Genomic DNA, 15,863 nt, shown 5'->3' on the forward strand with positions numbered 1-15,863 from the left:
TTTTGCGATTGCGGCATGGGGGCGAATAGGCGAGAAGGGCCCCGCTTTTCCAGCCGAAATGGACCGTAAATATGTCAGACGCAATACGGGCAGTGATCCTCGGCATCATCGAGGGTGTGACCGAGTTCCTTCCCGTGTCCTCGACCGGCCATTTGCTGCTCGCGGAACGCTTCTTCCATCTCGGCGAAGGCGCCTTCTGGGATTCGTTTACGGTTCTGATCCAGCTGGGTGCGATCCTCGCGATCGTCGGGCTGTACTTCAAGAAGCTCTGGGATGTCGTGATCGGCTTCTTCACGGGCGACACCTATTCGCGCCGCTTCGTGCTCGGCGTGCTGGTCGCGTTCCTGCCGGCTGTGATCGTCGGCCTCGTCGCCGGCAAATACATCAAGAGCGTGCTGTTCAATCCCTGGGTCGTGTGCTTCACGCTGATCGTCGGCGGCGCCATCCTGCTCTGGGTCGACAAGCTCGATCTCAAGCCGCGCGAGCATGACGCCACGAGGTTTCCGCTGCTGATGTATCTCTATATCGGCATCGCGCAGTGCGTGGCGATGATCCCGGGCGTGTCGCGTTCCGGCGCCAGCATCGTCGCCGCGATGTTCCTGGGCGCCGACAAGCGCGCGGCGGCGGAGTTCTCGTTCTTCCTCGCCATCCCCACCATGATCGGTGCGTTCGCCTACGACTTCTACAAGAACCGCTCCGAGATGACGATGGACCACATGGGCATCGTCGCGATCGGCTTCGTGGTGTCGTTCATCACCGCGATCATCGTGGTCAAGACGTTCCTGGAATATGTCACCCGGCACGGCTTCGTGGTGTTCGCCTGGTGGCGCGTCATCGTCGGCACGCTCGGCCTGATCGCGCTGGCGCTGGGGCGTTAACTGTCTGGTTCCATCCGGCTGCGGCAGTTCGGCTGGCAGGCGTTTTCAACCCAAAATAAGCTTTTGATGGGTAGTCAGTTTCCAACGCCGGGCGGCGCGCGTCCGGCACAGGAGCTGAGCCATGACCCTCGTCAGCGGCTGGGGGCGTTTCCCGGTCGTCGATAGCGATGTGCTGCGCCCGCGCTCGTTCGCGGCAGTCGGCGAAGCCATCTCGGCCGGCACCGTCGCGCGCGGCAACGGCCGCGCCTATGGCGATGCCGCGATCGGCGCCGTCAGGACGATCGGCATGACCGGCTTCGACCGGGTCAGGTCGTTCGATCCGGCAACCGGGCGCATCCGCCTGGAAGCCGGCGTTCTCCTGTCGGACCTGATCGACACCTTTGGCCCGCGTGGCTTTCTGCCTTTCGTCGTGCCCGGCACCCGCTTCGTCTCGATCGGCGGCGCCATCGCCGCCGACGTCCACGGCAAGAACCATCATTGCGAGGGCGGCTTCGGTCGCTATGTCGACAGCCTTTTGCTGCGCACCGGGCAGGGCGAGGTCATCGAGGCATCGCGTGAACAGAACTCCGATGCCTTCTTCGCGACCGTCGGCGGCATGGGCCTGACCGGCATCATCCTCGAAGCGACGATGCGGCTGCGCCGGGTCGAGACCGGGTGGATCCGCGAGCGGGTGATCTCCGCGTCCGATCTCGATGCCGCGATGCGCGCGCTCGAGGCGGGCGATGCCGCGACCTATTCGGTGGCCTGGATCGATTGCGTGGCACGGGGGCGCGATCTCGGCCGTTCGCTGATCTATCTCGGCGAGCACGCGGGCAGGGGCGAGCTGACGGAAGGCGCCGATGCATTTCCGGTCGGCAAGGAGTCTCGCCTCAGCGTGCCCGTCGACCTGCCGTCGATGGCACTGAACCGCACCAGCGTCCGCGCCTTCAACGAACTTTACTATCGCATGGGCGCGCGGCGCGCCGGCGGCAGCCATGTGGTCTCGCTCTATCCGTATTTCTTTCCGCTCGACAGCGTCGGTGAGTGGAATCGCATCTATGGCAAGCGCGGCTTCCTGCAGCATCAATGCGTGATCCCGCAAGCCGGCGCGCGCGGCGTGCTCGGCGACATCCTCGATCGTGTCGCGCGGCGCGGCGACGCTTCCTTCCTCGCCGTGCTCAAGAAGCTCGGCCAGGGTGACGGCATCCTGTCGTTCCCGTTGCCCGGCTACACGCTGGCGCTGGATTTCCCGGTGAAGGGCGACATCCTGAATTTCCTCGACGAGATCGATCGCCTGGTCGTCGCCGCCGGCGGCCGGCTGTATCTGGCGAAAGACGCGCGCCAGTCGCGCGCGACCTTCGCAGCGGGCTATCCTGCCTTGCAGCGTTTCAACGCGATCCGCAAATCGCTCGATCCCGCCGGCAATATCCGATCGAAACTTTCACAGCGTCTGTTTGATGAGGTCTAGGCCGTGACGTCACGCAAATCTGTCTTGGTGCTCGGCGGCTCCTCCGACATCGGCCGCGCCGCCGCGCGCGCCTTTGCCAAGGCGGGATACGATGTCGCACTCGCCGGCCGCGACGTCGCTACGCTCGAGCCTGATGCGGCCGATCTGCGCGCGCGTTACACCGTCGAGGTTGGTCTCCACAAATTCGATGTGCTCGACACCGCCTCGTTCGACAGCTTTGTCGGAACTCTTCCCGCGTTGCCCGATGTCGTCATCTCGATCGTCGGCCTGCTCGGTATGCAGCAGAATGCCGAGAGCGATCTCGTCCACGCCACCGCGATCATGCGTTCGAACTACGAAGGCCCCTCGCTGATCCTCGGCCTGTTCGCCGAAAAATTCTTAGGCCGCGGCAGCGGCACGCTTGTCGGCGTGTCGTCCGTGGCCGGCGATCGCGGCCGGGCCTCGAACTATGTCTATGGCTCGGCCAAGGCCGGCTTCTCCGCCTTCCTGTCGGGCTTGCGCGCCCGCGCCAGCCGTGGCGGCGTGCATGTCGTCACCGTCAAGCCCGGCTTCGTCCGCACCAAGATGACTGATGGCATGAAGCTGATCGGCCCGCTCACCGTCGAAGCGCCGGTGGTTGGCGATGCCATTCTCCGGGCAGTCGAGAACAAGACCGACGTCGTCTATGTCAGCGGCAAATGGCGCCTAGTGATGCTGATCATCAAGACGCTGCCGGAAGCGGTGTTCAAGAAGCTGAAGTTTTGAGGCTGTAGCCGCGGCGGCGGTCTGTCACCTCTCCCGCAAGCGGGAGAGGTGACACCCACCTCACACGCTCATACGCTGGAACTGACCGGCGGCGCGGAAGCGCCAGAGATATTGCGGGGCGATCGCCTCCAGCGAATCGCCTGTTATGCCGAGCCCTTCCAGCGTCAGGCTGGCGGCCTTCGCCGCATCCGACACGACATTGTCACGCTCGAGCATCGTGACCTGGTCCGGCGTCAGCTTGAAGGCGCCCGGCGCGAATTGCAGGAAGTTCGCCTGGAAGCGGGCGAGGCCGAACGGCAGCGGGATCAGCGCCGGCTTGCGCGCGGTGATCTCGAGGATGGCCTCGATGATCTCGCGCATGGTCAGCACTTCCGGCCCACCGAGCTCGTAGGTCGCGCCCGCCTTGGCCTTGCCGTCGACGGCGTCCGCGATCGCGGTGGCGACGTCGCCGACATAGACCGGCTGCATCCTGGTCTCGCCGCCGATCAGCGGCAGCACCGGCGACATCCGGGCCAGCGCGGCGAACCGGTTGGTGAACTGGTCCTCGGGGCCGAACATCACGGAGGGGCGGAAGATCGTGGCCGAGGGCACCGCAGCCGACACCGCGGCTTCGCCGGCCGCCTTGGCCTTGGCATAGCGCGAGGGCGATTCGGCATCGGCCCCGATCGCCGAGACATGCACCAGGCGGGCGCCGGCCGCGGCCGCTGCCTTGGCGACCGTTTCGGCACCCCTGGCCTGGACGGCGTCAAAGGTCTGCGCGCCGCCCTCGGTGAGGACGCCCACAAGGTTGATGACGACGTGCGAATCACGCAGCGCCGCCTCGACCGAGGCCGGATAGCGCAAATTGGCCTGCACGGTGTGGACCTGCCCGACCTTGCCGGAGGGCTGGAGGTATCCGGCCAGTTCCGGCCGCCGCACCGCGACCCGGACCCGGTAATCGCGCTTGCACAGCGCGCGGACGACATTCCGGCCCAAAAACCCCGATCCGCCGAAAACCGTGACGAGCGTGTCCAGATTCGATGCCATGGGAGCCGTTCCTGCGGAAAAGAGTGCGTCTTGTCAGGCTTGTATCGGGCCGGTTTGCGATGCGCAATCGGCATCCCCAAACCCGGGTCACGCATGAATTGACAACGGCGTCACCGAACCGTAGTAACCGCCTCCGTGCCCCAAACGGCATGCCCAGGTGGTGGAATTGGTAGACGCGCTGGCTTCAGGTGCCAGTGGCTTAACGGCCGTGAAGGTTCGAGTCCTTTCCTGGGCACCATACTTTTCTGGATGCCAAACAAATCCAGATAGATAAGCCCGATCAGAGTGTTGCGTTGGCCCCGACTGTGTAACAATGGGGTGTAACATTGCTGTTCAGGGTTGTTCGGCCGATGCGCCGGGTTGGGTCTCGTTTTCCTCTTTTCGTGCAGCGCATTCCGGCTGACGTCCGACCCAAAGCGGTCGGCATCGAACTGGCGATTCCGCTCGGTGATGGCTTCGTCTTCGTGACGCTTAACGAGGGCGCTCAGGCCGTCCGGTTCTCCCTTCGCACCACGGAACCTAGCGAGGTCAAGACGCGTCAGGCGCTCGCTGCGGCCTATCTGGAAACCGTCTGGGCGGCACTCCGCAACGACGCTCCCGTGCATCTGACCCACCGGCAGGCGACGGCCTTGGCAGGCGAACTCTATCGCGTCTGGGCGGACAGCGAGAACCGCGCCCGGAGTGTTGCCATGGTCCACACGCCCGGAGTCGGCTGGGCGCCCGACACGGAGAGCCATGAGGAGCAGGAGGCCCACTGGGCGGCCGTGACGGAGATGTGGGAGAGGATCGGTCGTGACGGCGAGGCCAAAAAATTAGAGAAGGTGCTCGGACCTATCGTGGACCGCCTCTTGCTGACCAAAGGCATCCGCCGTGTGGATAGCGAATCGCGTGCTCTCCTGCTCACCGCCTTTTGGATGGCGCTGCGGGACGCCTTCGCGAGCCGCCAACGGAATGCCGAGGGCGACTATTCGCTCGACCCCAAGGCCGCTCGGTTTCCCGAGTGGCAGGCCCCGGCAGATGCGCCGAAGGAAAAGCCAAGGCGGGGCGCCTCCAAGAATTCCCTCACTGGCCTCGTGGAGGATTGGTTTAAGGAAGCTAAGCGGGCCGGCCGCAAGCAGAGCACCTATGAGAGCTATCGCAATTCGATGGCGCGTCTCGTGACATTCCTGAAGCACGACACCGCGAGCCGGGTGACGCCGGAGGACATCGTTCGCTTCAAGGACTATCGCTTGCAGAGCGACGTAAGCCCTAAAACTGTGAAGGATAGCGACCTCGCGGGCATGAAGACCGTCTTTGGATGGGCGGTGGTGAACCGTCGGCTGCCCAGCAATCCGGCTGAAGGCATCACCATCAAGGTCGGCAAGTCACGCAAACTCCGGTCTAAGGGGTTCTATGATTCGGAGGCCATTGCCATTCTGAAGCACGCCCGCGAATTCGTGCCCGGGCGGGAGGCCCCGAAGCTCGCGGCGGCTAAGCGATGGGTGCCGTGGCTGTGTGCCTTCACAGGTGCCCGCGTGGGCGAGATGATCCAGATTCGCAAAGAAGACCTCCGGCGCGAAGGCAAGCTCTGGGTGTTGCATGTGACCCCCGAGGCGGGGCCAGTGAAGACGGACGAAGCGCGTGATGTCGTGCTCCATCGGCAGGTCATCGCGGAAGGCTTCGTAGCTTTCTTTGAAAAGTCGAATGGGGGCTATCTTTTCATTGACCCCAAGGCCGGTGAGCTAGGGGTGCGCAACGCGGTGAAGACGGCGCGGAATAAGGTCAATGAGTTCGTCCGCGAGGTGGTGAAGGATAAGAATGTTGATCCAAGCCACGGCTGGCGACATCGTTTCAAGACTGTCGGCATTGATCAGGGCGTCGAGATGCGCGTGCTGGATGCCATTCAGGGGCATGCGCCGCGCAACGTCTCGGAAGGATATGGAGACGTCACCATCAAGGCGAAGGCGAACGCCATCGCGATGTTTCCGACTATTCACGTCGCATAAGCTTCCGCCGGCCGACGAAAGGGGCAAACTGCAACGTGGCCCTATCTCCGGTCTTGGTGATCGGATCGAGCGCTTTCTAAAATGGCTTGCGTTTTGGACCGCACCTATCAATCTGTACAGCTCAACGGCTAATTAGTGAACACGATGAATTCTCGCGAAATCAGCGGTTGCATCTATTGCGGAAGCTCGGGCCCGTTTTCCGGCGAACATGTTGTCAGCGCCGGTCTTGGAGGTGATGACCAAAACTGGATTCTGACCGACTGCGTATGTCGGGTTTGCAATACTGATATCTTTTCAAAGCTTGAAACGAAGTTTTTGCGAGCATCGCCTGTAGCCATCGCACGATTGTTTTTGCAGCCTCGGACGCGCAACAAAGGCGGCCAGACCGGGAAGCCCTCGGTTCAGCCGAATCTTAGCTACGTCCACGATCCCCAAAGTGATCTTCTGCTGGAAGGCCAGCTCGAGGCTGGGGGAGAGCCCAAGATCCTTCCCCAGCTCTTGTTCGTCAGTGCGGAGCAAACGGTGGCTACAGGCCCCGACGCAGAATCGCTTAGAAGCTTTTTTTCGGCACTGAGCGTTGCGGTTTCTGACAACGTGACTCTGATCAGAAAAAAGCGCGACGGCTTCGAAATTAGCTATGAACTGACGATCCTGTGCTGGAATGACAATGCCTATGCGATCGCAAGCAATAGCACGAGTGCCAAAGCACCCAAGGCGGGAATTTGGATCGAGCCTCTAGAGCAGCCGGTTACGGCTCAAGAGAATAGCGCGCCGCTGCTACCCCGTTTGTTCGGTCTGTCGACTGGACAGCTGATTTGCCGAGCCGACACCGCCGGCCAAGCGGCAGCAATCTTGACTGTGCTTCGTCAGGTTCCGGAATTGAGGGACGCCGGCGGGATCGACGAGAGCGCGATTGCGGATGGCAAGCCCGGAGTCCATCAGCGGTATCAGTTCGACGTCGCTGCCTATGACAGGGTTTTGACGAAGATTGGCTTGAACTTAGTGGCCAAGCTGCTCGGGGTCCCTCTCATCCGAGACCCTGCTTTCAATTCGGCAGTGGCATATGCGCGGGACGGCATCGGCGGAGTTTATAAATATCCGCCCGAACGCGCGGCAAAATTCGCCAATGCCCTCGGGCCGCCTCTTACTGACCGACATGTGCTCGCCCTTATGTCGGGGCCGACCTCGAATGGAGGACACTCGCTCGTCTTCCTGGCGCGGCTGTACGGCGGCCCGATGGAAGGAATTCGTCTGGCTAAGTTTGAGGCGCCTATTCCGGGCCTCGAACATCCCATTATCGTCCATGTTGATTACGTTAATCACAGAGTCGAGCGCCTGACGTTGGAGGAATACACACTGCGCCTCGTTGAGGCCGGGGTCCGAGCCTAAGTGCGCTGTCGGTCTACGGTGGCTTGCTAAACGTGCTATCGTCGTCGAATCGTCTCTCAGCTCCTCCGGCATTTGTTTCATCAAGTCCGATCCCATGTCCGGCGGACATCAGCGTGCCAGGCGATATCGGCAATGGCCACAAGAGGCCTCGTCACACTAAGCGGAGAAGACCGGGCTTGTCCCCGCGACCAGGGACCGGTTTAGCTCTTAGCGGGTGTGGGAATATTCGGTTGCTGCCGCCTTGCAGGTCGCCATCTTTGAGCAGACCAGCATGGCGCCATCCCGTAGGGCCGTCTCATATGACCCATCTTTGTGGTGGGAGTGCTCGGTTGTTGGTGCCACCTCTGAAGTCACGTGGCTAGTTCTCGTGATTGCGCCCGGGAGCTTCCCGATCACATCGCGCTCGTTTAGGTCTTGATTCCCCGCGTGATGCCTTCCGTTGAAGACCACTGTGGGCGATGATGGCCGCATGCATCCTTCCCTGGACTGCCTAAAGGGCCGATCATGGAGCCATGCAGGGGTAGGGATCATCTCTCCCTCTCCGCCGTGGCCACCGTTGTGCTGAGAGTGTCGGTGTCATGCCTAAACCTGCTTGGAGGTGTGCACCTTTGGGTGGCTTGTGAATGCAAAGGACGCATTGTTGCGTGGTCGCCATGATGGTGGCCACAGCGGCCGCCCTATGAAGAGCCCAATAGGGCTCGTGCTGTTAGTCCCCTCATCTGCTTAGAGGCGACCCTTTGACTCGTCCTCAGAGGAGAGAGGATTGATCATCCCTCACCACCCAGGCACTCCAATAAGCAGGACCCCTTTCCGGACCTCACTCTCTCAGGCTCCTCCTTGCATTAGCGGAGGCGTAAGGAGCTAAGTTATTGTTGTAACGGGCCAAAGTCGATCGAAACAATCGAGCAGCGGGATCCCGTGCGGAGCGTAAATTCGTCCTGCATGGCCTTCCGTGCGGTCTCCGCATGGGAGCGAGCCACGAGGACGGCATCGTGCAGCGGCAGCGCCGTAATGCGTTGCTTGAACAAGTGCGAGACTACCCGGATGAGGATATCGCTTTCGGCCTTCATCAATTGATACCCAAGGCCCGTTCCGAAGAGGTGAGCGATGGGGGCGTGTTTACGCTGGAGCATTTCGAAGACGTCGCGAAGCTTGGTACCTTCGGGGAAGTGCTCACGCACACCCTTCGGCCAGTTCCCTAGGGGACCGTTTGCGAACAGCATGGCGTTGAGCAGCACCTTCCTCCGTCTCGACCCCTCTTGCCGCCTGCTACATCGTAAATATCGTCATCGGGCTGTTTGGCCTGGGCTCGGGCATACGCTAGCCGCGGAAAGAGCTGTTGGTAATCCACATCAGCGATTCGCTCGCCATCCAGCCGGATGCCGTCAAAGCGCTCGGCGCGGGGCATCGACATCCAAAATCCGCCCGCTAGACGTCCACCATCTTGCCAACTTTGGTTGTTGAATATGCGTCTCAATGATCGCCGATGCAGCATTATAAGGCCGCCGTCACTCCCGATTTGCAGTGCCCTTCCAGCCTCGGTGATCTCAACGTTGGCATCCCGGAGCCATTTGTTGAGTCGTCTGATCTCGCCGCGCAAGAGGTTCGTTCTACGACTGTCCTTATATTCAATGGGCTCGGGCTGATCGCTGGCGTCCTTGCCAGACTTGAGGATGAGCACTTCAGGTTCATCGAGCCGTCTGAGCGAATTCACGCTGAAACCTCGGACCGGCAGAAATTCGGCGATCCGTTCTGTTGGAAGGACGAGAGAGGGGGCTTTCGCTTTGTCTGAGTATCGGTAGCCTGTGCTTACTTTCCGCAACACTCCCAAGCTTGCCATGACATCGATGCTGCTAAGGAAGTGCTCGCCATAGACCGGATTGGAGTAGCGGCCTTTACCCCACATCGAAGCGTGCGCTCTTGGGACGGCGAGGGCCACATCATCGTCCATCAGAGTCAGAAGCATCAGGTTGCAGGCGAGCGCCTCAACGCTTGCAAAGAACCTCTCCCGGGCCTCATCGTTACGGGCTCTTTGTCTCAGGCCCTCCGAAAGCTCAAAGTCGGAGAGATTATTGGCGAAATTCTTAATGGCCTCGCTAAGGCCTGATGATCTCGCCCGGTATTGAGGATCGAACCTAAGCGCTCGGAAACGCTTCGTCATTGCCTGGCCTTCCCGCCTTGCGTCCGGTGCGCGAAGTGACTGGCCTCAATGCCCAACATGCGCGTACCATCTTTGTGGCACCTGATCTCGCGCGAGAGGGAGGGGCACAAATCATCGCGAGGGGGAAACGGGGGCGGTGCATCGCGGGTGCTGACCAAAGCGCTTTTTCTTGAGGGCGAGGACGCCAGGGAGATGCTTCTCGACAACCCATTCGCAGGGCTCTTCCACCGCGCGACCCATGATGCGCAGGACCTGCCCAGATGACCTAGGAAAGGCGTGAAGTTCCGAGACCTTTCGGAGGCGGCCCCTCTCGTCGGGAAGTTCCCAAACGCGATGGTAGCCGCTTGCAAGGCGATGCAGGGCCTTTGCGATTTGGACCGTGCGAAACTCCTTCGTCCGGTGCGAGTCGGGGTCTTCCTCGATCAGCGCGGTAATGGCCAACACGATGGCAACAAAGCGCTCCGGCTTGATGCCCGCAACACGAAGCCGCGCCAAGGCGATCCGCGCTCGTCTCCGTGGAGGCATACCGCGCAACCGCGTGGCGATCTCCGTTGGGCCGGCTTCTTCGAGGAGCAAGGCCATGGCGCTGAGTGCTGCCTTGATGAACCGATCGGATTCGGCTCGTGGCCGGAGATACGAGGATGCGGCCGCGAGGTAGGGTTTCAGTTCCGCGGCGCAATACGTCCCATGCCAGTGCGATCCGTGCCGGGCTTTGTGCTCAACGTGCTTGCGGCAATGGAAGGCGGCAAGTCCAGTTCCAGTCGCTCCCATAGTGGGCGTGCGACATCCAGGTATCGCGCAACGGCCTGCAAACGCAATCTTGGATATCCTTGTCTTAAGCCATCTTTGGCCGGTAAGCCCGCGCATCAGTTTCTATCCCTGCAGGCTCCTCTTGCTCTTTCGTTCAGCTGACGCCGAAGCTCAGTGCAATGCTCCTTCTTCCAACTCCGCGCAGAGACTTCGAGATGGCGCTTGTCTATAAGATCCAAGTAACGGTCCCAAATGTCGGGATTTGCAACTGGCTCGTTCTGACTGTTGCGCCAGCCGCGAGCTTTCCAAATGCGTGCATACTTGACGCCATCGGTGATGTACGTGCCCGTCGCATAGACGAGGCAAAACGATGCATAGCTTACCGTTTCCAGAGCTCCGACCAAGGCTGCAGCCAAGCCACGTTTCTCATCGCTACTTTGGGTTCGGCTCTGCTTAGCTTCGCTGTCGTCGACTATCGTTCCGTCCATCGTCCGAATTTGCCAGACACATGCAGACGGCCCTGATTGGTCTTCGTTTTGGAGATCAGAAGAATCCAGAAAGATGACGTAGTCAGCAGTGGGTAACAAAGCTTCGTTTCTCGGTAAGGGAAGTGCAGGCATGGCTTTCACGTCGGCTCCTGATTAGCTTTTCGACTCCGCCAAAAGCAGCGGCAAGTGTCATTTGAACTCTTCAGGGCGCGGTGCAAGTCGTAAAGTGCGAGCAGGACAAGCGATACTCCTCCCTTTCGCAGCCTCCACATTCATCGGACAACCCGGAAGTACGGGCCAACAATGCACTATTTGTTTGATCGCTTTCTGGTGTTGGAGGAAACGTGTGCCCCAACATCGCGCCATGGGTTGTCACCGCGGTCCCCCGACCAAGCTTCGAGATCAGCAGTGCGAGACATCAAATCAGACACGAGCTGAATGTTGGACCAGTCCCAAAGGCGGCTTAGGGTCGCCTTCTCGTTGGTGATAGCCTTCTGATCTCGATTGATGCGGCGGGATAGAAAGCGGCGTGCTCGTTGAGCGTTGATTGCTTCTATCTCAGCCGGAATTCGACTCGAGCGGCACCAGTTGATCAAGTCTTCAACGGTTCTGCGGTATCTGGCGCGGGTGGCCTCAGAGTACGATTCGGACCGCAGCCAATTCTCCGCACTTGCAGCTATAGATGTCGTTCGGCCCGACGCCAGATTGAAAAACCGCATGGCGCGGGCGTTACCTATTTTATTCTCAAGCTCGTATGCGCGATCGACCAAAGCATCGAACTCGGAGTACCGCTGTTCAAGGCCAAGCGCGTGTAGATCTTCCGCATTGATTGGTTGACCTGAAGCGGGCAATCCACGTGCGGTTAGTGAATTGTCTTCGGGGAGGGTGTTTTTTCGCCAACGTTGCGCCTCTGACAGTAGCCCCGGCGGAGTTCGATCTCGACGGGCGAGTCTCCTGAACCGTCTTTGCATCTGGTCAACAAAAGCTTGAGCTGCTGGAGCCGCTTCTCTGGGATCATCGGTTCGAAGGTTCTTGTAGACGAACTTCTTAAATCGAGTGCCGGACTCGCTGATCGGGAAGTGAAAACGGAGCTGCTCGGGGATGCGCAGTTTCGCTCTGTAATGGTTGCCGTGCCATTCAGTGTAGGGCGGTGGCTTTCCTGTTCTGCGGGTGGGGGGCATTTGAGTTCAGTTCTAAGGTGGCGGTCGCCGAGTTTGGGAGCGAGTCAAGGTGACGCAGTTGTCAATTTCAGGCTAGGGCCTCAAATTACATAATCGCCTAACGACCATTAGGCAGTTGTGTATAGGCTAGGCGGGTGGCATGAAGATCGTGGCTTACAGGCGTGTTTCGACGCAGAAGCAGGGCAGGAGCGGTCTGGGTCTAGAAGCTCAGGAGGCAGCCATTCTGGAATTCGCTCAGAGCCGAGGTGGGCGAATCATCCGGGAATACACTGAGGTGGAGAGCGGGAAGGCCAACAAGCGGCCCGAGCTCGCAGCAGCGCTGCACCACGCCAAGGTCACTGGCGCTACTCTGGTGATCGCCAAGCTGGACCGTCTCTCTCGCTCAGCATCATTCACCCTCACTCTGAGGGACAGCGGTGTGAAGTTCGTTTGCTGTGACATGCCCGAAGCCAATGACCTCACAATCGGGGTACTGGCGGTGGTCGCTCAGGCAGAGGCTCACGCTATTTCCAGACGCACGATAGACGCGCTCAAGGTGGCCCGCAAGCGCATAGCGGAAACCGGCCAAAAGGCGCACAGCAAAGTCCGCCGTCTTGGCAATCCTAACGGAGCAGCTGCGCTGAGGCGGGCGGCGAAGGGTAACTCAGCTGCCATCGCCACGGTATCAGCAAACGCGGTGCAACGCGCGCGTGATCTTGCGGAGGTGGTGAACGACATACGAGCAAGCGGCGCCGTGACGCTGAAAGCCATCGCCAGCGAGCTAAATGGCCGCGAGATGATGACGCCGCGAGGTGGCCGCTGGTATCCGTCGTCTGTAGCGAACCTTCTGAAGCGCTTGCCTCCGGTGACGGTGCGTTAGCGTTGCTTCCAAAGGAGGAATGGTCGCGTGATCAACTGCGCGAGAGGCTACCGGGGGAAATACGAACGCCGCCGTCGCAAGGTCACGTCTCACATTTGGTACCCTTGCGGAAATTTCGTCGGGATAGTCAATGGGAAGCGGAAGGCGACCCCCGGAGGGGTAGCCGCTCAGCGACTATATGACAGCCATCCAAAAGAGCCGGCTGTGAAGACGGCACTACCGATGGCAGTCATCGGCGCCAGAGTCGAGGCGTACTCGCTGCGAGCCGAATGGGTCGGGCCTTATGCCGTGCTATTCGCGTTTCCATGGCCCGAGGCACCACCCCTGCTCAAGAACAAAATAGATCCGGTTCGCTCGTCCGTCCATTTTGGTAAAATAGTTTCATGGGAACGCTATGCGCAGCCATCATCGCGACGCAATAAAGTCAGTGCTCGTCGACTACTTCACGACACCCGCAGGGCATAAGCCCCCACAGGACATGGTGAGCGCGGGGATCCAGGCAAGTTCGGATAGATAAAGGGAGCTTCAGCGGGAAGCGATAGTGCTGGATGCCGATAGAAGATCTTCGATGCTCCCTGAGACCTGCCAGGACGATCTCTAACGAAGACGGACTGTCGAGCTTTTTGCTTGCGATCTGGGAGGAGCCGTACACGTCCTACCGCAACGATGCTGATAGACGGCTGGCCGCAAGGCTTGGTGCCTAGATCGCTAATTACCCGCTCCGCTAGAGAAAGACATTGCTTTATCTTTAGTTGTCCATGTGCGACATTACGCGCATTTTCAAATGAAGTTTTGCCGAGGGACTAATGGCCGACAGCAACGAGGGTGCCGACGTTCCACCTTTGCCAGACGGGTTGCACAAACTCAGCTGGCTTTTTCGGTCGCTGTACTATCGCCTTAGACCGTTGGACTTTGAGGCGATCCTGAAAGAATGGCGAGCGGAATCAGGCGTATTGGTCGCGGGAAACAAGGAAGTTAAAACAATTGCACCTCCTGCGCGATGTTGCGTTATGAGATTGCCAAGATATGGAACGGTCTGTAGCCACGAGCCAACAAATCAGCAGCAATGCTCCGACTTGGCAGCTCGGGCTGGAGGAATTGGCCATCAGGTAGATAGACCCTGCGCGGTCGGTTGCCCCCCATTTCCGAGCTACTGAGCTGGAGCACGCACCTATGCTTGTTCTCCGAGCATTGTTGTTTGCGACTCCAGTGCTGCTATCTTCATGCGCGAACGTTGTTCCATCGTTTGATCTTCCTGTAAGTCCGGTGACCAATGGACCCACCGTCAAATCGATCGTCGATCGAGTTACTTGCGAGCTCGCTGAGCTGGTTTCACCCGAGAGCTTGAGCAATCCGGAGAAGAACGTCGGCTATTTCCTTTTGACGGCTCAGTACGAGGTAGCCATTCAGCTCGACTTGTCAGTGAATGACACCGGGGGATTGGCTCCTTCTTTCACCTATACCGCAGGTCTGTTTGATTTCGGTGCTTCTGCAAAGATCGAACAATCGCGGGAGCAGACTTTCCACGAGACACTTTTTTACAGTTTACTCGACCTGCAAGAGCAGATCATCTTGAGAGACAGCGAGATTTCTGCAGGAGAACAATTGCCTCGGATAGGGGCGTGCCCGGTTACTGATACCAATCTCGCCGGTCGTCTTGGAATCAGACAGGCTGTCGAGATGGCGGCTGACTCTGATCATTTGCAAGTAGCTAAGCAAGGTGAGCAGGGCGCATTTGGCGGGTCAATCAACTTCACTGTCACTAAGAACTTGAGTGGAATTGGTCCGACATGGACTCTAACTCACTTTAAAGGACCGGGAGGTTTGGGATCAGTGTCAGAAGTCAATGTTGATAAATTGACATTTGCATTCGCCGAAGCCATGCACCCGCTGAGTGGACGACAGCTTGCGGACCGTGCGACGCGGCTGGGTCTATCGGGAGATTCCAGTCAAACACGGGCACGAACCGCAAGCCGGCGCACGATCGCCTCAACTCCCATTCGCAACCGAACGGCTGAGCGGCTGCTTGAACGGCTAACGTTAACTGATATTTCGACACAACTGCGTAGTATTCGCTTCAATACTCGATGAGAGGCAGGAATTAGCCTGTGCTAAAAACACGGTAACCTGTTGCGGAATTTCCATCAGGCTCCATCGTCGGACCAATGTGGGGGATCATCCACAAGCTTAATTACCCCGTACGTTGCTCCCACGGCCGCAAGATCAGTATGTGTGCCGTTTCGTGGTTCACCTTTTATAGCTACTTCTTCGCCAGAGGCGTTCTTAATAGTCTTGTCGCCCGACCAGGAGATCGTCATGTCGATGGCTCGCCCCTCTTCGTGCCGACTTTGGAGCACGGGCAAGTACCGGATCCCATAGCCAGCGACCATTTCTGCGGCTGCGCTTTTGGATTTTTTCAGATCTGTCTGTCCGCCCTTGTCTCGGTGGACCCACTCAATGTTTACGCCTGCTTCTTCCGGTACATCTTCTGGGTTGATGTCTCCACGAGCGATCAGCCAAGCATAGTGCATTAGGTACGCGCGCTCCTTCGGCCGGAACGTTGCTCCAATAGAAATGGACATCTTAGCGTCCTTCATGGACGTGATGAATTTTTCAACGTCCTCTTTAAACGGGCTAAGGAGCGTGGATGTTTCTCTACTCCCCGGAAACTTACTTACCCAAGCCGCTCCGCTCAGTTCCTTACCGTCCAACTTCAGAAGGGAGCTCAAGTTCGCAGGCAACGGAAGCGTGAACGAAGCTAAGTTGGCGTAAGTACGCTGCCTAATATTTGCTAGCGTCTGCCTTTCCTTTGGCCCGGCCGCGTTAGTCGCCAAAAGATCATCGATGGACTGAATAAGTGTCAGAAGTTCGCCAACTATCGCAAGATCGTCTCGTGAGAAGATGCCTTCTGCATTCTTTGCAGTTGTGACCTTTCTCATGCTCATTCACCTTCCC

14 protein-coding genes and 1 tRNA gene are annotated in these 15,863 nt (G+C 59.2%); 8 read left to right on the forward strand and 7 right to left on the reverse strand.

All coding sequences use genetic code 11. The annotated features are described in order from the left end of the window. The first annotated feature begins 71 nt into the window (after positions 1 to 71). The 3 genes from GDN70_RS03510 (at position 72) to GDN70_RS03520 (ending at position 3,069) form a co-directional block, all read left to right on the forward strand. Positions 72 to 878: an undecaprenyl-diphosphate phosphatase gene (locus tag GDN70_RS03510; RefSeq protein WP_028139439.1), complete on the forward strand. Its 807-nt coding sequence runs from the start codon at positions 72 to 74 to the stop codon at positions 876 to 878. A 121-nt stretch (positions 879 to 999) separates the two neighbouring features. Continuing rightward, positions 1,000 to 2,325 (forward strand): FAD-binding oxidoreductase, encoded by a 1,326-nt coding sequence (locus GDN70_RS03515; RefSeq protein ID WP_028139440.1) that lies wholly within the window; start codon positions 1,000 to 1,002, stop codon positions 2,323 to 2,325. Positions 2,326 to 2,328: 3 nt separating this feature from the next. Continuing rightward, on the forward strand, positions 2,329 to 3,069 hold the full coding sequence (locus GDN70_RS03520; protein WP_028139441.1) for an SDR family oxidoreductase: 741 nt from the start codon (positions 2,329 to 2,331) through the stop codon (positions 3,067 to 3,069). Positions 3,070 to 3,129: 60 nt separating this feature from the next. Here GDN70_RS03520 and GDN70_RS03525 read toward each other — a convergent pair whose 3' ends face one another. Next, positions 3,130 to 4,095, reverse strand: a complete 966-nt coding sequence (locus GDN70_RS03525; RefSeq protein ID WP_028139442.1) for a complex I NDUFA9 subunit family protein — start codon at positions 4,093 to 4,095, stop codon at positions 3,130 to 3,132. A 151-nt stretch (positions 4,096 to 4,246) separates the two neighbouring features. On the opposite strand from GDN70_RS03525, the gene GDN70_RS03530 reads away from it, so the two are divergent. The 3 genes from GDN70_RS03530 to GDN70_RS03540 all read left to right on the forward strand — a co-directional run bounded on the left by GDN70_RS03530 (position 4,247) and on the right by GDN70_RS03540 (position 7,469). Further along, positions 4,247 to 4,333, forward strand: a tRNA-Leu gene (locus GDN70_RS03530). An 88-nt stretch (positions 4,334 to 4,421) separates the two neighbouring features. Further along, on the forward strand, positions 4,422 to 6,080 hold the full coding sequence (locus tag GDN70_RS03535) for a tyrosine-type recombinase/integrase (RefSeq protein WP_244625856.1): 1,659 nt from the start codon (positions 4,422 to 4,424) through the stop codon (positions 6,078 to 6,080). Positions 6,081 to 6,224: 144 nt separating this feature from the next. Next, the gene (locus GDN70_RS03540) at positions 6,225 to 7,469 is read left to right on the forward strand and encodes a hypothetical protein (protein ID WP_152102154.1); all 1,245 of its coding nucleotides are present in this window, start codon (positions 6,225 to 6,227) and stop codon (positions 7,467 to 7,469) included. 866 nt (positions 7,470 to 8,335) lie between these two features. Here GDN70_RS03540 and GDN70_RS35420 read toward each other — a convergent pair. The 5 genes from GDN70_RS35420 to GDN70_RS03560 all read right to left on the reverse strand — a co-directional run bounded on the left by GDN70_RS35420 (position 8,336) and on the right by GDN70_RS03560 (position 12,049). Further along, positions 8,336 to 8,707 carry a hypothetical protein gene (locus tag GDN70_RS35420; protein ID WP_244625857.1) on the reverse strand — a complete coding sequence of 124 codons (372 nt, stop codon included), beginning with the start codon at positions 8,705 to 8,707 and terminating at the stop codon, positions 8,336 to 8,338. Then, the gene (locus GDN70_RS03545) at positions 8,668 to 9,630 is read right to left on the reverse strand and encodes a hypothetical protein (protein WP_244625858.1); all 963 of its coding nucleotides are present in this window, start codon (positions 9,628 to 9,630) and stop codon (positions 8,668 to 8,670) included. Before GDN70_RS03545 ends, GDN70_RS35420 begins: the two co-directional genes overlap by 40 nt. Positions 9,631 to 9,741: 111 nt before the next feature. Next, on the reverse strand, positions 9,742 to 10,212 hold the full coding sequence (locus GDN70_RS03550) for a hypothetical protein (protein ID WP_244625859.1): 471 nt from the start codon (positions 10,210 to 10,212) through the stop codon (positions 9,742 to 9,744). A gap of 284 nt (positions 10,213 to 10,496) precedes the next feature. Continuing rightward, positions 10,497 to 11,000, reverse strand: coding sequence for an RNase H family protein (locus GDN70_RS03555; protein WP_244625909.1), 504 nt, complete (start codon positions 10,998 to 11,000; stop codon positions 10,497 to 10,499). A gap of 176 nt (positions 11,001 to 11,176) precedes the next feature. Further along, a complete protein-coding gene (locus tag GDN70_RS03560) occupies positions 11,177 to 12,049 on the reverse strand; it encodes a hypothetical protein (RefSeq protein ID WP_152102156.1) in 873 nt (290 codons plus the stop codon). Between the two features lie 139 nt (positions 12,050 to 12,188). On the opposite strand from GDN70_RS03560, the gene GDN70_RS03565 reads away from it, so the two are divergent. Together GDN70_RS03565 and GDN70_RS03570 are read left to right on the forward strand one after the other, a co-directional pair. Beyond that, positions 12,189 to 12,908, forward strand: coding sequence for a recombinase family protein (locus GDN70_RS03565; RefSeq protein ID WP_152102157.1), 720 nt, complete (start codon positions 12,189 to 12,191; stop codon positions 12,906 to 12,908). A 1,173-nt stretch (positions 12,909 to 14,081) separates the two neighbouring features. Beyond that, a complete protein-coding gene (locus tag GDN70_RS03570) occupies positions 14,082 to 14,999 on the forward strand; it encodes a hypothetical protein (RefSeq protein ID WP_152102158.1) in 918 nt (305 codons plus the stop codon). Positions 15,000 to 15,052: 53 nt separating this feature from the next. Here GDN70_RS03570 and GDN70_RS03575 read toward each other — a convergent pair whose 3' ends face one another. Beyond that, a complete protein-coding gene (locus tag GDN70_RS03575; protein WP_197742271.1) occupies positions 15,053 to 15,847 on the reverse strand; it encodes a hypothetical protein in 795 nt (264 codons plus the stop codon). Positions 15,848 to 15,863 lie beyond the last annotated feature (16 nt).

The organism is Bradyrhizobium sp. TM102 (assembly GCF_009176685.1).
In the GTDB taxonomy this organism is placed as follows: Bacteria; Pseudomonadota; Alphaproteobacteria; order Rhizobiales; family Xanthobacteraceae; genus Bradyrhizobium; species Bradyrhizobium ottawaense.